The sequence below is a fragment of the Paraburkholderia elongata genome, assembly GCF_013177735.1.
GTDB classification, from domain to species: Bacteria; Pseudomonadota; Gammaproteobacteria; order Burkholderiales; family Burkholderiaceae; genus Paraburkholderia; species Paraburkholderia elongata.
Genome location: NZ_WOEZ01000179.1, coordinates 1 through 22,464, shown reverse-complemented (window position 1 = coordinate 22,464; position 22,464 = coordinate 1). Strand labels below are relative to the sequence as shown.

Genomic DNA, 22,464 nt, shown 5'->3' with positions numbered 1-22,464 from the left:
GCAGCAGCACGCCGAGGGCCCGGGCGTGAGGCACCGCACAGCGCGCGTCTGAGGGAACGTGGCGATCGAGCAAGGCCTCCAGGCCAATGCGCTCAATGAAGTGGTTGACGAGGGGTAAAGGTCCCAGCCGCTCGCTGTGCAGGGAGAAGCGAGCCTTGGGCGGAGAAAGTTCTTGCGGGCCGGACATTCTGGCACTATCTTAGCATAGGACTACTAAATTTCAATGCGGGATTTGATACCATCACACACCACGGGCGGATTTGCAGCGTCAGTTGCTCATGCTACGCGGCGGGCCGGAGGCGCATTTCGCCCGCCAGACTGGCAACGAAATTCACGCCAAATTGTGTCCGCGACCTGCGGAATGTAAGTCGAGCTGCTGCGTGAGAAGCAGTTCCGGATTGTTGTACGGCAACTGGATCGGGATCTCACGAAGCCTGATCGCTTCCTGTCCCTTGCCCTTCTCCCCGAGCCTGGCCTCCGCGAGCTTCTCCAGGAGCTGGTCGTGCAGCAGGTGCTTCGCCCACGTGCCGTCGGGGTTTTTCCGTCGGTTATGCACTTCGAAGTAGTCGAAATGCAGAAGTTCGTCGGGCGCACCGGCTTCGCCCGTGCGAACGTCGCCCATGCGAACCGTGCCGAGAACAGGGGTGTCGAATTCGAGGCCAGTTACCATTGCTTCCTCCATTAGCGGGTGGAGGTCATTTCAGCAGATCGTCGTCCGGTTTCTAGCCCCATCGTTCAGTGCTGGCGTTTCCTGCGCCAGACCGCCGGTTTTCCTGTCAGGAAGCGGATGTTCTCGTCGAGTCGCGCGATCCGTCGTGCAGATGCACGCGGTACGCTTGTCCCAGTGTCGGAACGGTGACCTCATCGATCTCTCCGGCCACACGTTCAGTCATGCTTCGCGTGCCGGCGCTGATCGGCATCCGTCGCGCATCGATACGCGACTGCCGTCCGACGTCTGGTCCCTACGAAACGACAGGTCGTCATCGCGCGGGGACTTGAATCCGTGCCGTCCCCCGCTACGCTCTCCTCACAGACAAGGGGTATGGCATGAACGCAGTTTCGACCACGGCGGAACTCGCCGGCAGGACGATGTGGCACGGCCAGAAGAAAATCACCTTCGGGCGGGATCCGGCCAGCTTCACGATGCCAGTGACCGACGACGAATACCACGGCAACACCGAATACGTTTCATCCACCCAGCTCAAGTCCATCCTGAGAAGTCCGCGGCACTTTCTCGCGACCGTGCAGGGAGCGCGCAAGGATACACACGCGCTCGGGTTCGGCCGGCTGATGCACATGGCCGTGCTTGAGCCGTGGCGTTTCGAGGATCTCGTTCTGCCCTTCGATGGCGAATTCAATCCCCGCTTCCGGGAATGCAGACGCTTCATCGCCGGGCACCCGAATCACATCGTCATTGGCCAGGAGAGGCACGACGCGATTCTGTCCGTGCGCAACGCCGTCCGCGCACATCGTTTTCGCGGCCGCCCGCTGGGTGACTGGTTTGATGAGGCCGAAGCGGAAAAGGCGTTCTATTTCGTCGAGCGGGTAACGGGCGTCCAGTGTCGTATCAAGGTCGATGCGCTTCACCCGAAGTTCATCTTCGACCTCAAATCGACATCTGACGTACTGCCCAGGCCGTTCAACTCGTCTGTGCAGAGCTATAACTACGATCTGTCCGCATTCATGTACCAGACGGGCGTCCAGTACTTCACCGGGGAAGAACGACCGTTCATCTTCGTGGCGGTCGAAAAGGAGGCACCGTACAGCGTAATGGTTTATACGGCCGGCGATTCGCTTCTCGACAACGGGGCTCAAAAATTCGAGGATGCTCTGAATCGACTCAAGCATGCCCGCGAGCACGATGCGTGGCAGGGATACGCGGGCGAGTACGTGCTCGAGGTCGACCGCTGGCACGAGTACAGGTCAAACCATCTCATCCTGGGCGACTGAGTGCCTGCGGGCTGACCGGCCCATGTCCGCAGTCGTCCGCTGTCGACGTACACGAATTGCCTGGTGGCGTGGTAGCCGACGCTACGGCGCCGATGGTACACACCAGGCCGGGCCGAACAATCGGCAGGTATGTCCGGGACCCGAATGTCAGCGGCCCGTCTGACCAGATGCATTGAGTTGACGACGGAAACCTGACCACCGCTTATTCCCACTTTACCCAGGCAAGGCATGCCCCGCAGGGAATCGATACACCGGCGTCCCGATGACATGAAGACTGTCGGGCTCCTGGGAGCTCGCGTAACCAAACCCTATATCTGACTGGGCGACATCGATTACGCTCTCATCTTCGAAGGCGAATTGCCAACGCGGTGAACCTGGCTCTTCCTCGGCAAGTACTTTGATTTTCGCAAGGTACATGAGGCCGTTGTAGCGGACGACATAGTGCCGGCCGCCCTCGAAGGTCACGTTCTGCGTGGTGTAGACGATGATGTCGCCAGCCTTCACGAGCTCGTCGGCTTCGTCCGCTGAAACCCGCCAGTAGGAGTAGAGACCCACCCACCCGACTGTCGAGAATTCCTTGATCCGCTCGGGTAAGGACATATGAACCGGGTTCGTTCCCTGGGGATCGTATAGAAGGTAGGTATTTGTCCCGGTGACGCCCATAAGGAAGTCAGGCGTGACGTTGAGTCGCCTGGCCAGGTCCTTCAGGATGTCGTAGTTAGGCACGAAGACGCCCGAGAGATATTTGTAGGCAGTTGGCGATGTCACCCCGACTAGCTCGGCGATGAACCTGCTTCGGGTGAATCCCTTAGTCGGCAGGCCTCTCGCATCGAGAACCATTTGGAGACGCCTGCCAAAGGTCTGCCGGACGGCGTCAATGCCGCTCTTTTTCATGTGGTGAACCCAAAAAGTGAGTTTTTAGCTTCGTATTATGCCGCAGGCAGAATACGGGGCAATCCGGGGGATTCACTTCCGTCAGATCGTCGTCAAGCGACACTTTCCATCCAGAGCAACCCGATCTGACCTGCTTCCGGCATGAGGCGTTTCCGGAGACAAGCAGGATCGAGTCAATTCGTGCACGGTCGGCGGCACTGTCCCGCGATGTCGCATCCAACTTCGCCACCGCGTAGGGTATTGAAGCCCGGCCTCGCCAGGTAGGCAGTAGGCCATGGCAGGCATATACCAGCTGCCCAACCGGGTAGCCATCCTGTGCTGCGCACCGCTCTGTGGGTCGGAAGGTAACTTATGGCTTCCATGCGCCCGGCTCTCAGAGCGCAACAGATTACAAAGCGGAGGGCGAGGTAACCGTTCGTACTCTGCGTCCCGCTCTACCGGGCGCTCTGAAGGGATTTTGCGGCACCACGGATTTCGGACGATCGAAAGATTCGCAAGACCTCGAGGGATGAGCTCTTTTTGTTCTAACCGCCAAAAAGACGCACGATTCGAATGAGTATCGAGACCTCAACAGTGCAGTCGGCAGTAGTCTTGATTACCTGAATCCCGCGTTGGGCAACGACTCCGCAATGGAAAATTTCAAGACCACCTCTGGACGCGATAAAGATGGTTACCTCCGTGGCCTCGGTTGTCCGACGAAGGAGCTTCGATATCCATGGCGCAGATTCGCCTCGTGCAGGGTGTTGTGTCGTGTTTTTCACAAGGCGCTGGAGATAGGGGTGCAGCACGCCTGACCTGGCAGCCTCTGCCGCCGCTTTCACGCTGGAGCGTAGGCGCGCCAACAAGCGGTTCAAGGAACTCGGCCAGGCTGGGTGTAAGGAAGGCCTGCCATGCGAAGGTGCTGATCTCGCGCGGCAGCTCCCGCATGCCCAGGTAAGTCGTCTGCCAGCTTTGCGTCGCGCACCTCCGTCAACGGGAAGTTCACCATACGCCGCAAAGGAGCGAACAGCAGTGTCAACCGAATCAGCGGTTCGCTTTCGCCCCCTGCGTCCTTACCTGCTTTGCGCACCGTCACTTATTGCACTGAAGACGAGTGGCTTCCGGTCGGGACGGCAGCGCCGGAAGGAATCCGGGAGGGCACGGGCCGGGAGAGACAGGCCGAGCGTGAATTCCGGTTTTTTGATGCGCGACGCCTGTTTGCGGGGACTAGAAACGGAGGGCCGAGTTGGGATACTGAACTCAGTTGCACCTAACCCGGAGAATTAATGAAAAATTGACCTTGACATCGTTGATGATATCGATCCTGTTGACCGCGTGTGGCGGCGGCGGTGGCACCGGTGCCCCAGACGCGGCAAGCGGAGCGAGTAGCACGAGCACGACGTCCTCGCAGGCAGTACCGACCAATCCGTACACCAACCAGCAGGCGCCCGGCACCTCCACTACCACGGTCACGGGCGCGGTTTTCAACAGCGCTGCGACGGTCGGCACGACGGTGAAAGCCTACATCGTGAACCCGGATGGTTCGAACGGCACGCTCATCGGGACGGCGACGACTGGCTCGGGCGGCACGTTCAACATGACGCTCGCGCGGGCGCCGTATGCCACAGCGAGCTACGTGCGGTTCGTGACAACGGGCGGCACCTACACCTCGACGGCTGACTCCACCATGCAAACCAACAACTCCCTCGAACTCGTGACCCCATACGTGACGACTGCGTTCAACAATTTCGTGATCACGCCAGTGACGTACGTTGCGTCGCAACGCATGGTCTACCTGGTATCAACAGGTGTTTCGCTTGCAAACGGATATACGTTAGGAGCCTCGATGGTGCTGTCGATGATCGGCGGTAATGATGCGATCCTTGCGCAGGATACGGGTACGCCGGGCGTCGATTATCTGGCGCTTGTGCCGGGTTCGTCATCAGACACACTGAACGCGTACGCCGACGCGCTGAACCAGATCGAAGCCTTCGGCGTCGAGTACGACCTGCCGTCGTCAGTAGCCGAAAGCGTTCTATCTGAAAGCCAACTGACCGGTTCGCCGTCTGCGACGATGCCGAACGGCTCGGCTATCTACGTGGGGCAGTGGCAAAGCGGGACGTTCAACACGGCTGCGCCCTACACGCTTGCCGACATCTACGCTGCAAACGCAGTGTTGCCGTCGGGGGAAATGTTCCGGTTCATGACGTGGGAATATGCCCACGCGGACTGCGCGAGCGGGAACGACACGCCGTATTTCATCCGCTGGCCCTTGACATCGGGCGAGCCCAACATGTTCACGTCGGGTGGTGCCTGCACGACCTATGGCAGCTACGTGTCCAAGATCAACGCGCTGGTGTCGACCAACCACCGCAGCGCGCAACTGGTCGCCTCGGCGGGTTACGTGCCGCAGACGGTGCCGGTAGTCGGCGCGGGGTCGTAAGCAGCCAGCACACGACCGTAGCATCTGGCTGTAACTTCCAGTCCCCCGGTTTCCCGCGGGGATTTTCATTCGCAAAACGCTTTCTATGAACCGCGCCCTCCCGGCACAAAACTTCCTGGCAGGAAGTTTTCGACGTGTTGATCGACCGGAATGTCGTATTCGAGCGCACGTGGCCATCGTCAACCTAACATGGGACAGGTAGACGTGAATCTTCCGGAATGGGTTGAGGAGATCGCCCATTTCCCGGGCGTGCAGCAACGGATTTGGCTGCGCCGGAGGCTCGCCATGTTTGGCGTGCCGGTCGGATTCATCCTGCATGACCGGAGCAGCCTGACTGGACTAGTCGCGGGCGATCCGGGGTTTCGCATGCCGCCCGGAACCGCGGGATATCGTGAACCTCGCAAGCAACAGGATTCGCCGGCTGATACTTAGCTGCTGCGCGCCGCCTTGACCCTGATGTGTTCAGGAGCGCCATATAGGAAGTTCCCGCGGATGGATTCCACCGCGACAGCATATGAAAGCAATCGGCCTTATCTTCGCGCCCGGTGGCCCTACGGTCACTTCCTTCAGGAACATTTTTTCAACGCCTTTTCCCGCGTGGCGAGGTCGGCGCGGTCTTCGACTATATCGTGGAATTTGACTCGCGTGAAGAACGTGAGTCGATGGACGCGGAAAAGATTGCGTGCTGGGCGCAGAACGCGATGCACTGACGCGTCGACGAACTCGCTTTCGGCCACACAACTCTCCTACATTGCCTGCCGGATCGTTGCAGTGCCGTGACCGGCACGCTGCGACTCGTTGCCGTCACGGCGGTCGCCCACGCGCGCCTGATTCGCGAAATTGCGAAGTCATTCACCCGGCGATTTACTACCACGGGCTCCGCCGGATAGCGTCAGCATTCCGAATGTTGTCCGGTCAAGCGTGCTAATTCGCGTTGCCGGGTGTGCGGCGGCTTAAACGGCACGGCGCGACGCTCGGGGCAGTTCAACCCCGCTTTCGATTCCGCGCCGCGGCATGGAGGTTCCGTGCCGACCTGCTCTGCAGCGGCCAACTCCGCCGGGCCCTTTGAGAGCAGAGTTGCCGCTGCGTAGCAGCGGTCGGGTTGGATAGAATCATTCCAGACCGTTAGTTGCGTTTGTTAGCCAATAGAACTTCCCAACACAACGCGACAGCGCCCCACGGCTTATCGTCTGGAACGGCTTGTCATTCGTCTACACTAGCCATGCTGCGCGCCGCATGGACTCGCGCTTGTGCTCCCCTATCGTGCTCATGTCGACGCAGGCGTGAATATCACACCTTCACCACTCATCGTCGAGATCGAGTGGCAGTTGTGAGAGATGCTGGATAAAGCGCGCGAGATACTCGCGGCCTGGCTGGGGATTCGCGCTGTGGTAGTACGCGACGGCCTTGACGGCTGAATTCGTCTTGCGGAAGTTCTCATTGAGAATGTCTTCTGCGACGTGAATGTTGGTCGCAGGCGCAAGCGCATCCCATGGCGATGCAAAACGCTTCGCGTGATAGCGCCAATTTATCTGCATCAGACCGACGTCGAAATCGCAACGACCATTCGAGATGAGGAAGCGGACCGCCTTGTACGCGTCCTCGCGTGATCTGAAGAAGAAGCCACGCCCCGCGACGTTCAGCGTCCACGGCCACGCGCGACCGTTGTATGCGGATTCATTGAGCGCGATGCCAGCGAGGATTTTCGCGTCGACACTCGTACGCATTGTGTCGAAGGGCGCTTGCGCCGATGCGCAAGCCCAGCCTCCGCGGCGCTCGGTCAGCGCTGCCTGTGCGTCATCGTTCAGGACTGCGGGTCGCAACCATCCGCTTCGTACCAGCAGGTTCTCGACACTTTGAGGCGCGCCGTCGATGGTTACGGATGCGACCCCTTCCCTGCCGGACTCGATGTTCTGCCCTTGCAAACGTTTGGCCCACGCCAGGAACGGCTTCAAACCACACGCATACACGGGCGTTCCGGGCAGCTCGACGACGGAGCGCTGTCCGTTGTCCTCCACGACAAATTGCGTGGGACTTATGACGGTGTCGATGACCGCTGCATTGGAACTCGAACACGCGGCGACGAGCACCAACGCTGCGACGGCAAGCCTAGTCATGGTACGGCTCCATGACGATGTCCTGCGTCACCTGAACGAGGAACTTCTGGCCCGGTGGTACCGTGATCGTTGGCGGGATGTTCTGGTTCCGTTGAAGCACCGATTGCGCGGTGGTCGCGGCAACCTGCCCGGCGGTGCTCCCGTAGGTCGTCACGCCGGTTGGGCTGGCCGTTGTCGCAGTAGTCGCGTTGTTGTCGAACGTCTTCAGTAGCACCGCGGTAATAAATCCGGCACCGAAAATCGCGAGGAAATGGTTGTTCACGTCACCAGAAAACCCCGCATAGCCGTTCTGGTCCGCGCCCTGCATGCCGTTCATCGGAACGCTCTTGCCGTTCGGAAGGCGCAGGCTGGTCGACGCGACGAGCAGACGCTCCTGCCCGACCTTGATGTCGGCACTGTATGCGCCGTTGATGAACGAACCTTTCGGGATCATCAGGCAGTCGCCTTGCAAGCTGTCGTGGACGTCTTCGTCAACCATCAGCGCCACGCGACCGGGCTTGTCCGAGTTGAGCCCTTCAACAGTTTTCACGTGGATGTTGTGCGGAGGCGTCAGCGTGCAGCCGCGCGACCGGCCATTGAAGGTCGTCTGTTCGATGCCGCCCTGCCCCGCCGCATCTTTCAGGAACGCGCGATCCCGGTCTTCGGGAGCCTGGCCTTGCTTGGCAAGCGCGAGCGCCATAGCCTCGGTGGGGTTCGTGGTCGCAGCCGCTCGCGCGGCCCGGAAGTCGTCCAACGAAGGGACGCCCGGCGGAAGCGCCGAGGTTTGCTGATTCGCGTTTCTGGACGCGCCGGACTGTTTGAAAACAGACGAGGTGTAGATTGTGTCTTTGTTATTCTTCTCGGAGAGTTCCCGCGTGTCGCCGCCCTCCCTGGAAACTTCGTTCTGGAAGTCGTTACCCGTCAATGCCGGTTTAACAGTTGGACGAGCAGCCGTTGCAGCGTCTGACGCTGCACGCGCTGCTGCTTCTGAGGCGGCGGCCTCCTGCTGCTGACGGATGAGCTGGTCAATGTCCGAGTTTTTCGTCGCAGGCACCTCGGCACTGCTCTTCAGGGCGGCAGCTTTTTTCAGCCGCGCTTCTTCCTGCGACTCGTTGCTAGCCTTAAGCTCATAATAGAAACCCAGCGCGCCAATCACGAGAGCGGCCAGGAGCCCGATGCTCAGGATCGCGTTACGAGACGTCTTGCCCTTGACGAGGGCCTGCTGCTCGGCGTTTGGCTTGATCGGATCGGTTTGCTTCGCCATGGTCAGAAAACCCCGAACACGCGCTGACGACCGCGCGTCACGGTCACTTCGTCTTTGCCGGACACCAGGACGATTTCGTCAGCGAGACGCTGGAAAACCAGAAAGTCGCCGCGGCGGATAAAGTTGCCAACGACACGGTCGCCATGATCCTTGTACATCGGGACGGGCCAGGTCTGTGCCTTGGCGGGCATGCGCATCCAGACGGAATGTCCGTCATCGAACACCACCTCGGGCCTGAACTCCGCACGGCCGTCGACCGTGTAGTCCCAGTTCAGCTTGTCGGGCGCGACGCTGATGCTGCCGGAATCGCCGCCACGCTCGCCCGTGCCATTAGCCTCGTCACGGACGCTCGCGCGAACCATCGGTGCGCGCGGATACTGGAAGCGGACCGTCTGGTAGAAGAAGCCACCAGCAGGCGAGGCGATCAGCGTGAAATCGTATTCGCGCCGATTGGTCGTCAGGTGCAGCGTGTTCACCAGATCCGCCTTGTGTGGTTTGATGAACACGTGATGCATCTTGTCATCGTCGATTTCCCACTGGATGCTGTCGCCCATCGCGGGGTCCGCAATCAGCTTCTCGCCCGGCTCCAGTTCAATCGTGGTGAGTTTCAATGGCGCGGTGAGCACGCGAAAAATCTGGTCGCGGCTGTAGGGGAATACGCCGATTCGGGCATCGCCGGGCATCGTGAGCGGATCGGCGCCACCGTTAAACGGATTGAGGGGGCTCATCGGGTCGCCGGCGATCATCGCCGTATTCAGCACAGCAGTATTCGAAGGCTGTTTTGCGTGCGCCACCTGAGTCGCGAATACGATGGCCGCGAGCACGACGAAAATGCCGAGAGCCGGCGGTTTGTGTTTCGGGATCATTGAGGTCAAACTCCACCGGTCCGCTCAAGGCGGAAGAACGGGACATAAATGCCGAAGGGATTGGCAGTGAGGGCCGCATCCGCGGTCGGTGCGACGATCTGATAGCGCAACGTCAGCGCATACGACTTGACGTCAGGTTTGCCAGTCGCACCGGCCTGTGAAGTCGTCGTTGCGAATTCAACGAGGACGGTCTGATCCTCGAGCAGTGCGATGTTGCGCACGTTCACTTCCCGGATCAGTTTCGGATTAGCGGTAATCGCCTGAAACGGTGCGTCGTCTCTAAGCCAGCTTTTGTACTGGTCCGAGGCGGCGCCGATCATCTGTGCCTTCACCGAATTGATGTTGGCCGACATGCGGGAGGTTTGAAGGCTATCGGTCAGGACCGGCTCGATCGTGAACCAGCGAACGACCATATCCTTCATGCTCGTCCGGGTAGCCTGGGAGTCGGGCCTGTACGAAACGAGCTCCGTCACGACGGGATGCCCGCTCACGTCAGCAGAAACGCCGACCACGCGCATAACCGACGGGGGCGGCTGCCGGGTCCAGACAGCACCGCCAGCAATGGCAGCGAGGGCAAAGGCAATGAGCATCCAGCGATTCGACTCGACCTTTAGCCTCGTGCTTGTTTCGAAGATCACAGTGCTCGGATCTTCCTCGGCATACATGCCGGGGGCCGTCGATAGCGCGGCCTGACGCTTGTTCCTGAAAATGCGCATGGCAACCCTTGATGAATGGCTACCATTGGAACAATTTTTAAGTCGGCGTTTGCGACGAAAGGCACCGAGATTTAAGCGCCTTTTTGTCAGAGCACCGACGTTGCGACAAATCAGCGATGAAAGCCCGAAGTAGCATTAACGCGTTAATGCTACTTCGGCAGAAAGGCGTATATTTTTGGGCATCTTTCAATCCCTCGCTGCATCGATACCCTGCTAGGCAGCAGAGTGATCAAACGTTTCCTACTGCAGCCAATTCGGCCTATCCAATATGGGCTACAACAGTGCTCTTTGAATTCTCTTTATGAAACAGTCGTTTATAAACTCTCATCGCCAAAACAGCATTAACACGTTGCGCTTGGTCGACTGGATTAGGTGAGCGAGTGCGCGGCAACCCTCTCATTTCGGGGGAGGGAAGGATTGCGCGGAGGCCACACTCGCCCTTCGAGGGCCTTAGTGCAGCGTCCGCTGCTGTTCGATGTACTGCCGTATCACCGCAATGGGCGCCCCGCCGCAGCTACTGGCAAATTAGGATGGCGACCAAAGCGCACCACTCCACAGCTTGCGCCAGATGCTCGGGTAGTTCTTTTTGCGAATCGCGCGAGTCGAACCGCCCTTCAGGCTGTTCACCGCCCGCATCGGCGATGCCCGCCGCGACCACCTGCACAACAGGCCTCTGGTGAACTACCCCGCTCGCGTTGGTTTTCGGCCGGTCAGGCGCGCGCTCGGGGTGCCTTGGGTTTGTTGCGCAGGTACACGAAGTGGTAGAAGGCGAAGGAAAGGTCCGCGTGGTTGAGCACGTCTGCTTCGCCAATGGTGGCTATGTTGAACTTGAGACGCTTGATGGCCAGCTTGCCAGAAGGGGACGCAATATACGCGCGCATGAACTCTTTCCTCGCCCGTGCGTCGGCCTGTTCGAAAGCTTCGCGACCAGCGCGGACCTCGTCGGCCAATCGCAGCTTGGCTTCTTCCTCACGAGCTGCGCTGTTCGCTTCAACCGCGATCCTCGTGCTGGCTCTGGCAGTCACCTCGGCCTGCTCTTCCGTAGCTTTCTGGGCCAGTACCGTTTTCATCCGGCGCTCAGCCTCTGAAAGCTTGTAGCCCTCAGTGATGGCCTTCATCAGATAGCCCGCAGGACTCTTTGTCACCTTCGCGTCATCAATCTTTACCCGGGTGTATTCGATTGCATCAAGGATGCGTTCATCGGACCAGATGGCGCGGTTCTGCGAGATGACATTGAACTGCTTTTCGGTGAAGCCGAATTCGTTTTTCAACGTGGTGTAGGTTTCCTTCAACCCAATCAAGCTCGCGCGGACGGTGTCGGCCCCTTCCTTCCTGGAAAGCCTGAAGCGTATCCGGTCAATCTTCTTGGACTTGGGGCTTTCGGTGCGCGTCTCGTAGCTCAGCTCGATGTCAGAGACCTCGTTGATTTGCTTTACCGCGGGCTCAAGACTGTCCCGCTTGAAATACTTGAAGACTGTTGCGCTGGAGCCCGCTTTGCCTGGCCAGTTTCGGACCACATCGATTTCAAACCAATCCGTGATGCCGTCCGTCACGTACGCAATGACGTGGTCATAGATTGCTCGTGCGTAAGTGAGGGTGAAGGCCGACGTGATGCGGAGGCTCAACCAATGCGACTTTTCCGGGTCCTTGATATGGCGAATGAGCGGTTGCGGGACTTCAAACGTTATGCGTCCTTTGTCGATACCGACAATGCCGAGCAGCTGCACGGATACCCATTTTTCGTTTTCAGGTGAGGTGCTACCCTGCGGTGCCGTGGACACTTGGATGAGTGCCTTCTGTGCTTCGGATACGACCGCTCTCAGATGCTTGTAGTTGTAGCTGTCGTAACGCATAAGCCACCTGAAGTAGCTCAGCTCGACGTCGTAGTATTTCGGTGTGGTGGGCTCCTGCGCCACGATGAAGTGCGCTGCATCAAGCAGGCGACGCGCTGTGACTCCGACGTCAGTGACATCAACGAAAACGTTGTTCCGCTGATAGCCGATTTCCTTGGTTGACTTATGGATCGGCGTGTCGGTCGCCAACATCTCCTCAAACAATTCGAGCGACATCTGGCGCGATGTTGCGCGTGTCGATACGTCGTTTGACATCGTGGCCCTCTTTTCTTGGTTGTTAGCCGCGGGAGACTCTAACACGCGTAGGTGAGATGTCAAAACAAAAAGGCTCACCATCAAATTGATGTTTCAACAATTAGGCTCACCCACCTTCGCAACTGAACAGCTCAACAATTAGGCTCACCTTGGTGCCTGCAGGGTGCTATGTCGTTCGTCCTCGATGCGTTGGTTTTGTGTTTTAAAAGTCTTAAAAATAACAAACCCACCAACGTACAGAAGCCATCAAACTCTAGCAAAAACAATGAGTTAACCCTACAAAGGTGAGTGATTTTGTTGTAGAGGTGAGCCCTTTTGTAGGGCAAAGGTGAATGAAATTCCGCTATGAGAGTGAAGTGTTTGCCCGTTCAGGGTGAGACTTCCTGTTGCCGCCGGCACGATGGTGAGATGAATTGTTGAAGCCTTCCCCCGATGCCGACAAAGTCTTAAGTGGCGGGGGTTTCCTGCGACCGAAGCTGCGAACGTGGTGAGGGTTTTTGTTGGCGACGGTGAGCAAATTTGTGTTAGCAAGCGCTACCTTCGGCCGACCCGGGGAAAAGCTTATGACTTCGGTAGTTAGGGTGTATCCAGGCGGGCCGACGTTGCCGGCGCGATGGTGAGGAGAATTGTGGCGGGCTGCCGAGTTGCGCTCTCCTGGTCGCATGGTGAGAAGTTTTGTTGGATCACTGTCGACGCAGCTCATTCATGGTGAGCTGAGTTGTGCGGTGGGCCGGCAAGGCGAGTGATGGTGAGGAATATTGTGAGGCGCCTTGTTTTACGTAGTGATTCTGATGCACTGCAAGACTAGTCGTGCCCCATATCGTTTCGAATCGGACCGCTCGCCTGTTCTCGTTCTGTATTCAACAAAACTTCTCACCCACCTTCGTGACTGAGTCTTCACCGGTTCAACAATTTCCCTCACCATGACCTTTCAAAATGTATTCAGAAAAACACGCGTTTAGCGCGTCATCGAATTGAATTTTTCCCACATTATGAAATGCGAAGATATTTTTGGTTGCAAAATAGTCACTTAACTCTGCTTTCTAAGAAATGGGGTTAAGTTACTGGCACTTTTTTGTATTTTTCTAGTATTCTACGCTTCGTGTCGATTTCGAGCTAAACCTTAAAAACCATGTCCAAAGCAGAATTCCCGGCAATTACGCGAAGAGTGACCTTGGGTGAACTTGCGGGTTTCGCGGAGACGCTTAACACGCTCACGGAGGATTTGCGTAACAGTATCCTGACGCCGAAACCGCGAAAATCGGCTCCATCATTCACTACGGCGGAGGTCGCCGAGCTATGCGGACTGGACCGCACGAAGATTCATTACCAGGCCACAAGGGAAGGGAGCACGTTGCCAGCGGGTGAGGCATCGGGTACTGGTCGTAGCCGCCAATTCACACTGGCCGAGGCGCGGACTTACGTGCAGCAACTGTCCGAAATATACCAGTCGCCGCTGGTCACCGGGTCGCGCGGTGCGGACGGGAAGGTCATCCTCGTCGCCAACTTCAAAGGCGGTTCGACCAAAACGACGACATCAATGTGTCTTGCGCAGGGACTGTCGCTCCGCGGTCGGAGGGTTCTCGCCATTGACCTGGACCCGCAGGCATCACTTTCCGAGCTTTGCGGGCTGTATGCAGAGAAGGAGGTTGATGAGGATTCGACGGTTTTGCCGTTCATCTATGATCAGACCATCGAAGGCGGACTGTCATCATTCATCAAGCAGACGTACTGGGACGGTCTGGACGTCATCGCAGCACACCCCTCCTTGTTCAGTGCGGAGTTCTACATCCCGTCGATGCTCAAGACCAAGCCCAGCTTTCAATTCTGGGCAATCCTGCGGGAAGGTATCGCGTCGCTTCGCAATCAGTACGACTACATCATCCTCGATACGGCGCCTTCATTGTCCTACCTGACGCTCAATGCGTTGATGGCTGCGGATTCGATGGTCATGCCGCTGGTTCCGGAAAGCCTCGACTTCATCAGTTCAGTGTCGTTCTGGGGGCTGTTCTCCGACATCGCGCGTAACTTCATGGAGAAGGAGGCCAGCAAGGCCTACGACTTCATCTCGGTCATCCTTTCAAAGGTCGATAACAGCCCGACTTCGTCGGCATCGGTGGTTCGTCCATGGACTCAACGGGCATACGGCGATTGGCTGACGACAACCGAAATTCCGGCAAGTTCGGCGATGAGTAGCGGCGCGCTTGCATTGTCGACGGTGTTTGACCTGAGCAAGAAGGACGCGAGTTCGAAAACTGTCGAGCGGGTTCGGCAGCCGCTCAGGGAATACTGCAAGTGGATTGACGACATGTACGTCGAACAGTGGAGGCTCGGCAAATGAATATCCGTGCTCGAATGGCCGAGCAGACAGCCAATCTGCGCGCTGCTTCAGATATCCCGAAGGACGAAGTCGCAGCCTCCAGGCAAACAAACGATAAACCGAAGACCGGGCCGGGGATGGCTGCCGCCTTGGCTGCGGCCAATATCAAGATTCAGGAGTTGGAGACGCGCGGCGCGCAATCAGTGCTGCCTGTGTCAGAGATAGTGCCGAACCCGTGGCAGCCCCGGAGGGTTTTCAACGAGGGGAAGCTATCTGAACTCGCAGAGTCGATCCGCGAGGTCGGGCTGCTACAACCAATCGTCGTTCGCCGAGCGGAGTCTGCCTATCAGATTGTTGCGGGCGAGCGGCGTTGGCGGGCACACAAGCTGGTCGGACTTGAGGAAATCAAAGTCCTCGTTGTTGATTGCACTGACCAGGATATGGCCGTGCTGGCTCTGGTAGAAAACATCGGCCGGGATGACCTTGCCGACTATGAGATTTCCATATCCATTCGCCGTACCGAAAAAGAATTTCCGAATCGCACGCGCTTGGCCGAAGCTGTCGGCATGAGCCGGCGAGGGCTGTACAGATACCTCGCATTCGATAACCTACCCGCGTTCATGACGAGCGACCTTGATATCAATCCGACGCTTATTGGTGGCAATGCCGCCGATGCGATTGCGAATGTCCTCAAGAAGCATGGTGAGAATGCTGTAGCCGCTGCCCGCGAACTTTGGCCGGACGTCGTATCGGGAAACCTTGATCAAGGTAAGTACGCGCCGGCGATTGCTGCCCTGGTCGGCCGTCGTGCGTCTAGCACGACGGCTCGCGAGCGTTCAATTGAAAAGTTCTTTGCGGGAAATACTCACGCAGGCAGCATTACCAAGGACGTGAACAGCTTTACCGTAAAAATCAAAACGGGCGTCCTGTCAGACGCACAGGAGACCCGGATTCGCCAGGTCATCAGCGAGTTGTTTAACGGCGACCCCTCTTGAGTTAAGACATCGCCGATAGGTCTGGAGCCCGCCTCGATGCGGGCTTTTTTTCGCCTGCCAGATTCAGGATGCTATATAGCCGCCGGTGTACGCGATGCGGATTCGCGTTCAACGCGTGGATCCTCGAGTGGTCAGCCACAAATCCGCGTGCACCGGAGGCGCATGGTGGCGAACGCGAGTGTGCTACTAGGCACACTTTTCGGACGAGCCCTGCTTGCGAGGCGACTCGACCCGAGTCCGCTGACTAGCCGTAAATCCCCCGGGTCCGCACCGCTGGAGTTACGCCGCAGTTTCCCCGCGCCGCCTCTGCGGCGGGGCGGCGAAAGAGTGTGCTACTTGGCACACTCTTCGATGGGGGTCCCGGTTGCGAGGCGACCCGGGTCGGCTGGCTAGCCATAAACCCCCGCGGCCGCATGGCTGAAGTTAGCCGCAACTCCCCGCGTTACCCTTGCGACGATGCGGTGAAAGAGTGTGCTACTAGGCACACTCTTCGATGGAGACCATCGTTGTGAGGCGACCCGGGTCGCTTGGCTAGCCGTAAATTCCCGCGGCCGTATGGCTGATGTTAGCCGCAGCTCCCCGGGTGACTCAGCGACGGTGCGTTGAAAGAGTGTGCTACTAGGCACACTTTTCGGTCGAGCCTTGCTCGCGAGGCGACGGGGGGCGGCTGCCTAGCCGTAAATCCTCCGCAGTCGTACGCCGTCGGTGAAGCGCCCGGATCCGAATACTTTTGGGAGGGAGCAAGCAACGATGGTTGCTGCCGCGAGTGCCGATTGGACTCGCCAGGTAAGCGACAGCGCAGGCTGCTTGGCCGCATATCGGGCCAAGATGTGCCCAAAAAAGTGCCCCGGAAGTGAGCAAGTCGACCGCCGGATCAGCTATACCTAGATTTAGACCTGACGGTAGCTGACGCGGCCGAATTGGCTGCCTCAAAGTTCGAGCCTTCTGGCCCAAAATCCCCGGGTTCAATCGGGCTAATCTTCAACTGCGGTTGACATCCTTCGCCCTAGAGGACTGGGCATGTCGCGTTTTTTGTCTACCAGATTCAGACCTGTAGATGTCCGTGCGCATGCTGGTCGCAGTGCATTGGTTTGTCCAAACGATGGGTCTGCCGTCGACGGATATGTCGCGCTTCGCTCACTAGGGGTGGTTCTCCGATGTATTGACTCTCGCTGCGGATAAGATGAAATAGGCCTGTTGTTACCTTTCTGAAAAGGCCGCATTTTTCGGCGTCCTTTCGGGACTCATTGTCCTTTCCGATTCTGGATACTTCGACTGAATCTTTGGCCATAAAACACGAGTCCTCACCACACGGTGCCAACACATAGCGTCGTTGACGACCCCCTTCGCCTCCCACTCTCCATCGGACCGGCTACGGCAAGCAGTGGAACTCGCTACGGGAGGCGGCGGCCCACCTCAAGGCCTTCAACATCACTCTACGCTTCACGCGAATCCGCGAGGCTGTAGCCGTTTCTGAACTGCCCGCCTAGATACTTCAGTTGCTCGATGTTGTCGGGATAATCAACCACACCGCATGCGGGCTCGTCGCTGTGCGCGAGCATGGGCTGGAAACACTTGTAGCTCGCGCTAGAGAAGTGAATGCCGTCGGGAAAGCGAGGGCGCAAGTCCTTGCTCTACTCTGCTGCGACGGCGAAGTTGCCACCTCTTCGTACCCGGGCGTCGAATTTCCGTCCCGGCCCTCGACAACATACTTTTTGTCTGCCTTTTTGGTACGGGGCACAAAAAGCCATTGCGAGGAGGAGGCGCAGCGGGCGCTTGGATGAAATTGAGCTCCCGGCCCCGCCAGTGCGCCTGGATCGCCTGCACCGTAGCCAGACTCACTGGGACAGTACGCTCCTTTTTGCGCTTTCCGGCACCGGTCAACGGCCAGATTGGATCAAATGCGCGTGCAGTGCGGTGAAACCTGAGGTTTCCCGCGTATCGCACCCGCGGCTTCTTCTCGCCGCAGACACGAGTCCCCCATAAGCGGCATTAGCGCGCGGGCTACCCGCCGTTGCTTCGCTGCCACCGGCTCACATTCGAGATCCATGAAGGTCCGGACTCGTTCCCACCGGCCGTCCGGCAATGCGCGGTCGACTTTCATGAGGTCTTCACGCTAGACAACTCTTGGATCCATCACCGCATTCCATAGATTGCCGGCGAGGTAGCGGACGTTTACGAGCCACGCGAACGCGGCGCGAAGCGTTGGCGTCGCAAATCGTTGGGATTCGAGCGTTAGGGTATCGGTTGCAAAAGGTCGCCAGCGCGCTGACGTGCACTCAGCCCGTGGGCCAATGAACGTGGGCCAACGAAAGACCGGGAGGACAGCTTGAGGGAATCCTTCGCTTCACAGTCGTCGGCCGGCAATGAACGCATCGGCTTACCCCGAACGGCGCCCGCCCGGAGGAGAAAGCGCTCCGGCTCTTTTGTGTAAGCAGCGACGTCTTCGGCTGTTCACGGTACGCGGTGATGTAAGCGTGTACGGCCTCGAGATCGTTCCTCGCCTTGATAAACGCAAACGCAGCGCACCGGTTCGCGACAGCGGCTCCGGAAAGCGCGCTGCCAATCGCCATGCGCTCAAGAGGCGCCAGCGTGCCGCGCGCTTCGTCGACCAGCACGACCTCGGAAGCGACCAGTGGGTCGGCGAGACCGTCGTCGTCGACTCCGATGGCCTCGTCGTGCTGCCTAAGCCGCGCGACGATGTGCTGGGCCCATCCAGCGCCAATACGCGGCACTGAGCGCCACCAACTACCGCCGCGCCGGTTGTAAAAGGCGACCAGTTCGCCAAGCGTCGAAATCCCCTCCGCCTTCAGCCGTGTTAAGACCAGCGGGCGGAACCACATGCGGACGGCGTGATTCTCCCGGGCCGGGCAATGGCCAACGCCGTAGCCTGTTCGACCATTTTCAGGCTGATCGCCGTCTCCCGTGCGCCTTCGCCGAAGACTTCAGGTGGTCAACGAGAACGGACGTGCCCTGCTCGATCGCCAGTTCGATCAGGGCGGCCCGCATGCGGCGGAGGTATGAATCAACCCATCCCAGCGTAAGATCGTTGCCGTCCTCGTTTTCAGAGAAGCAAAGCCGCGCGATGGTCGGCGCCGGCACGCGCAGCACGAACTCGCGCAAAGCTGCGAAGTCGTTTCAGGTACAGAAGCGCGACGGTTTGAGGATAGTTCGCCAAGGCCACCACCCGTCACTGGGAAGCGGCAAAAGCCGGCTGAGGCGTACGAACGGCCTCAACGGCATGTGGTACAGCGTGACGGCGGGCTTTCCAATCGCCCACGGCTTGAGATACTGACTTTCCCCAAAGGGTCGAAAAACTGCTGGCAGCCCCCAGCACAAGGAGGGAGATCGCAACAGGCCACCATTGCGTGGCGGCCATGATCCTTTCTCAGAATGTGCTTCCTTGATTGTCCGTCGTTGAAGGTTGCCGTTTTATGTTCTGCCGGATCATGCGACTGACCCGCCAGCGGTCAATGCAGGTCGCCTCGCCATGAGAGCCTGAGACCCGGTCGTAACTACAGTAAGGCCTTGAAGGCGGATGCGATCTGCCGGTCGGTGGCCGCGCGCGGATTCCTGAAAGTCCTCCAGACGATGGTCCCGTACGTCGAGTGCTCACCGGGGCTCTCAGCAGAAACCAGCGTGATCTAAACCTGCCCGTTGGGGCAACCGGGTGACCCTCAGGTTTGCAGCGGGAAAGATTTTCTTAGTCCCTCGATTACGGTAGCGTGGAATGAAAAGAACCAATTATCTGGCCCTAATTTGTGCGGCCCACCGGGCGAGGCTGCGACACGGCCACGTTAAGACTTTCCCTTCGTGCGCGGAGGAAATGAAAGTCTAAATCTCGGTTGCCGGACGGGTTTGACATTACCGGGCGGTAATGTCTCAATTTCGCCCTCGCCGTGAAACAATCAGGGGCAGATTCGAAAAGACTAAAACCCATTGACTGGCGGGCGTTACAGGCCTGACGGGAGGAAATGTTTCACGGGAATTGGAAGAAGAAGCGCTTCGGGTCCCGTGGGTTTTGCCTGCCCTGCAGACATCTCGCGCGGGCAGAGGAAGCACATGACGGAAATGTAGTGAATGGTACGTAATCTGTAGCGGAGACTGGTGACGACGATCTACGCGTATGTTCACCGGTCCCTCAGCACCGATGCGCCGTGCCAGGTGACCTTGATGCACGGCCCCGCGCGAGCCCCGCATGACCGGTCATGCGAGTACGCCCGGCGGGCAATGGCTGGAAGCGGCCGTCGACTTAACGACCCTACCAGAATGCTGCGCGCAGGGAACGCAACTAACTGTCTGTCATGCATCGCGGCCGCACGTCGGTGTCGTCGCCGTGGTCACGCCTCAGGTTGGCTCGCCTCCAGTTGAGCAGTGCGCGCGACGAAAAATGACCGAGCATTGCTGCCCGAGTTCGTCACAAACCTGATCCTTGAGCGGTCCCCGTCGATCGGTCGCATTCGCAATCTGAGGATTCTTTCGTAGGTCCTTTGAGCCTGCCGGTGCATGGAACTCCGTCGGGGGCGAATGGTATTGTCAACTTGTTGCTTGGTGTGCGGCAGAACACACAGTACGTGAGGATAGCTAGCGATGCTGTCCGGGCTGAGCGTCATCGAAAATGGACGATGCCCGGCGAACCGGGCATCGCATGCTGCAGTGATGCAGATTTTCTCTCAGACCGGCGTGATGTTTGTGGCCTGCTTGCCTTTCGGGCCCATCTTCACGTCGAAGCTGACCTTCTGGTTTTCCTGCAATGACTTGAATCCCGTTGCCCTGATTTCCGAGAAGTGGGCGAACAAGTCCGCACCGCCATCGTCCGGCGTGATAAAACCGAAGCCTTTCGCGTCGTTAAACCACTTTACTGTGCCTGTTTCAATCATTCAATCCAACAAAGTATAAAGAGCGCACCGAATTCCGTACGCCTGAATCCTGTACATACTGCAACAGCGGAAGTTACTGCCCGGCGCTCAACCGCAGTGCTGAAACCGCTATCCAAGACTCCGACACCGAAGTTGAAGCCGATTGCGCAGTACGGGGCAATTCGGGAGGCGGTCTCAAATGTGAGCTGCATCACCTTATCTCGTAAAAAAGTATCGCGGTACACGAAGAGACGCGCTACCAGCACGCTCGATGATTCAGGACTGCGTTCCCGCCGGTTGGTAATCCCGTGTTGGATTTGTCCTGGCCGGCACTCGCGCGTGCCGATTTTTCCGCGCTCGCTACGTTGCGGTGACGACTTCGGTGTCAGGTCGCTTGGGGAAGGCCCGCCTGAGGTGCACATTCCGGGCGCCACCCGGGTGACTTTCCTAGATCCCGGTCAAAGTCAATCGCGCTTCCCTAGACCCCTAGTTTAGTTAGGCATACTAGCCGCAGTCCCGCCCGACATTGGCGGCGATGCGAGCAGCGGGTAGGTCACGATAGGTCGGAGCCTCGGCGCGCTTTAAAACCTTGATGATGACCGTGGTCAATACTTTTTCGCCGACGCGCCGGTGCCTCTATCTCGAGGGCTTAGAAACCATGTCGCTCGCTGCCATCGACCATCTTTTGCGGTCCCGTTTGCTGCCGTCGCTTCATCTCTTCATAGCGAGCGAGTACGGCGGTGCGCTCGAGCCTGGTCGCTCCGTTGCTGTCCGTGTGGACCTCACCAAGCTCTCCAGCCTTCGCAAGCTTTCTCACATGTGCCGACGAAAGGTTGAGAAGCTTTGCAACAGCCTCTGCCGACAACCAGTCCGAGCTCCCGTCTGTATCGACTCCCGGCATTTGCCGGGAGGACGTCACATGCTGAGATGTCTCTGCCGTGCCTAGCGCCGCCATCGGGAGCGCCCGGCGCTCAGACGGAGAGCGTGCAAAAGTTGGGGAGGCTCCCAAGGAGGGCCGCTTGTGCGTCCGGTAGCGGCATCGGTTTCGTCTGGAGTAGGCTGATCGGTCTCGCAACGGTGGGAGCAAGCCATGCGGTTGATCATCGAAGCAAGGTTGGCCCACGGAGTTCTGGCCGATCTGGGCCTGACTCTCGCGGAAGGGCGGTCGCTGCTGGCAAAGGTGCAGGCCGAGTTCATTTCGAAACAGGTGAAGCAGTGGCTCTCAGGCCAGACCCATTGTCGGCGCTGCGGTGCGGCCTTAAGCCACAGGACAGTCGCTCGACGGTGCTGCGCTCCGTCTACGGCAAAGTGACGGTCGAGAGTCCGCGGCTGTGGTCGTGTGCTTGCCAGCGGACTGCGCGGACGCCACAGTATGTGGTGCATCCCCTGTCCAAAGAACTAATCAGGCGCGTCACACCGGAGCTGGAATACCTCCAGGCGAAGTGGGCAGCTCATTTGCCATACCGGCAGGCCGCGGCCATGCTCAAGGAAGTGCTGCCGCTGAACACCCATTAGCGGGCAGAAAGCCGCGTAAATCGTTACAGTCGCAGCGCGCGACATTTACTGGAACTAGACGCCTGACGACCCGCGGCGGTACCGCTTGCCAGTATGGTGCTCGACATTCGGCCGCCGCGCACTGGAAACGGATCCTGCCCGATACGCTGCGAGCCGCACTTTGACGCGATGCGATTGGGTGAGCATTCGATGGTGATGATGCTGCGCGCCCGCGTAATACATGGGCGGCATGACGACGGGCGTTTCGTCGCCGTTCAGCCAACGGCGAATCGTGACCAGGTCCGCCGAACGAGCCCGGGAAGACCTCGCGCCGAGGAGCGCAATAATCACCGGACCATTCGGCATGTTGGCTTCGACCACGATGCAGCGTCCTGCCTCGTCGGTATAACCGGTCTTCGCGAGCTGAACGTCCCAATCCGGCCAATCGACGATAGGGTCGGTGTTCCGATAGAACCTCGT

General features: G+C 58.6%; 16 protein-coding genes and 2 pseudogenes. 4 read left to right on the top strand and 14 right to left on the bottom strand.

Annotated elements, in window-relative coordinates:
* Both GNZ13_RS51685 and GNZ13_RS30335 read right to left on the bottom strand, forming a co-directional pair.
* A partial coding sequence (locus GNZ13_RS51685) for a DUF4277 domain-containing protein (protein WP_216675078.1) occupies positions 1–187 on the bottom strand: 187 nt, incomplete at its 3' end.
* A 144-nt stretch (positions 188–331) separates the two neighbouring features.
* Positions 332–670 carry a recombination directionality factor gene (locus GNZ13_RS30335; RefSeq protein ID WP_172171462.1) on the bottom strand — a complete coding sequence of 113 codons (339 nt, stop codon included), beginning with the start codon at positions 668–670 and terminating at the stop codon, positions 332–334.
* A 377-nt stretch (positions 671–1,047) separates the two neighbouring features.
* On the opposite strand from GNZ13_RS30335, the gene GNZ13_RS30330 reads away from it, so the two are divergent.
* Entirely contained in the window at positions 1,048–1,950 is a 903-nt protein-coding gene (locus tag GNZ13_RS30330; protein WP_172171461.1) for a PD-(D/E)XK nuclease-like domain-containing protein, read from the top strand.
* 213 nt (positions 1,951–2,163) lie between these two features.
* Here GNZ13_RS30330 and GNZ13_RS30320 read toward each other — a convergent pair whose 3' ends face one another.
* Positions 2,164–2,844: a helix-turn-helix domain-containing protein gene (locus GNZ13_RS30320; RefSeq protein WP_172171460.1), complete on the bottom strand. Its 681-nt coding sequence runs from the start codon at positions 2,842–2,844 to the stop codon at positions 2,164–2,166.
* A 1,279-nt stretch (positions 2,845–4,123) separates the two neighbouring features.
* On the opposite strand from GNZ13_RS30320, the gene GNZ13_RS30315 reads away from it, so the two are divergent.
* Positions 4,124–5,266, top strand: coding sequence for a hypothetical protein (locus GNZ13_RS30315; RefSeq protein WP_236002257.1), 1,143 nt, complete (start codon positions 4,124–4,126; stop codon positions 5,264–5,266).
* Positions 5,267–6,564: 1,298 nt separating this feature from the next.
* Here GNZ13_RS30315 and GNZ13_RS30310 read toward each other — a convergent pair.
* From GNZ13_RS30310 to GNZ13_RS30290, 6 genes and pseudogenes are all read right to left on the bottom strand, one after another.
* Entirely contained in the window at positions 6,565–7,383 is an 819-nt protein-coding gene (locus tag GNZ13_RS30310; protein WP_172171458.1) for a transglycosylase SLT domain-containing protein, read from the bottom strand.
* A complete protein-coding gene (locus GNZ13_RS30305) occupies positions 7,376–8,626 on the bottom strand; it encodes a TrbI/VirB10 family protein (RefSeq protein WP_172171456.1) in 1,251 nt (416 codons plus the stop codon). The genes GNZ13_RS30310 and GNZ13_RS30305 overlap by 8 nt, the downstream gene beginning before the upstream one ends.
* 2 nt (positions 8,627–8,628) lie before the next feature.
* The gene (locus GNZ13_RS30300; protein ID WP_172171454.1) at positions 8,629–9,492 is read right to left on the bottom strand and encodes a TrbG/VirB9 family P-type conjugative transfer protein; all 864 of its coding nucleotides are present in this window, start codon (positions 9,490–9,492) and stop codon (positions 8,629–8,631) included.
* Positions 9,493–9,497: 5 nt separating this feature from the next.
* Positions 9,498–10,208 (bottom strand): type IV secretion system protein, encoded by a 711-nt coding sequence (locus tag GNZ13_RS30295; protein ID WP_172171452.1) that lies wholly within the window; start codon positions 10,206–10,208, stop codon positions 9,498–9,500.
* 450 nt (positions 10,209–10,658) lie between these two features.
* Positions 10,659–10,877 (bottom strand): annotated as a pseudogene (locus GNZ13_RS54660) (transposase).
* A 41-nt stretch (positions 10,878–10,918) separates the two neighbouring features.
* On the bottom strand, positions 10,919–12,316 hold the full coding sequence (locus GNZ13_RS30290) for a replication initiation protein (protein ID WP_172171450.1): 1,398 nt from the start codon (positions 12,314–12,316) through the stop codon (positions 10,919–10,921).
* 1,132 nt (positions 12,317–13,448) lie between these two features.
* On the opposite strand from GNZ13_RS30290, the gene GNZ13_RS30285 reads away from it, so the two are divergent.
* Positions 13,449–14,657 (top strand): ParA family protein, encoded by a 1,209-nt coding sequence (locus tag GNZ13_RS30285; RefSeq protein WP_172171448.1) that lies wholly within the window; start codon positions 13,449–13,451, stop codon positions 14,655–14,657.
* Positions 14,654–15,631 carry a ParB/RepB/Spo0J family partition protein gene (locus GNZ13_RS30280; protein WP_172171446.1) on the top strand — a complete coding sequence of 326 codons (978 nt, stop codon included), beginning with the start codon at positions 14,654–14,656 and terminating at the stop codon, positions 15,629–15,631. The genes GNZ13_RS30285 and GNZ13_RS30280 overlap by 4 nt, the downstream gene beginning before the upstream one ends.
* A 1,436-nt stretch (positions 15,632–17,067) precedes the next feature.
* Here the strand turns inward: GNZ13_RS30280 and GNZ13_RS30275 are convergent.
* The 5 genes and pseudogenes from GNZ13_RS30275 to GNZ13_RS30255 form a co-directional block, all read right to left on the bottom strand.
* Positions 17,068–17,256, bottom strand: coding sequence for a hypothetical protein (locus GNZ13_RS30275; RefSeq protein WP_172171444.1), 189 nt, complete (start codon positions 17,254–17,256; stop codon positions 17,068–17,070).
* 654 nt (positions 17,257–17,910) lie between these two features.
* Positions 17,911–18,474: a phage integrase family protein gene (locus GNZ13_RS54395; protein WP_172171442.1), complete on the bottom strand. Its 564-nt coding sequence runs from the start codon at positions 18,472–18,474 to the stop codon at positions 17,911–17,913.
* 61 nt (positions 18,475–18,535) lie between these two features.
* Entirely contained in the window at positions 18,536–18,754 is a 219-nt protein-coding gene (locus GNZ13_RS30265) for a hypothetical protein (protein ID WP_172171440.1), read from the bottom strand.
* A 1,550-nt stretch (positions 18,755–20,304) separates the two neighbouring features.
* The gene (locus GNZ13_RS30260) at positions 20,305–20,508 is read right to left on the bottom strand and encodes a cold-shock protein (protein WP_172171464.1); all 204 of its coding nucleotides are present in this window, start codon (positions 20,506–20,508) and stop codon (positions 20,305–20,307) included.
* A gap of 1,551 nt (positions 20,509–22,059) precedes the next feature.
* A pseudogene (locus GNZ13_RS30255) lies at positions 22,060–22,464 on the bottom strand (hypothetical protein); the annotation flags it as partial.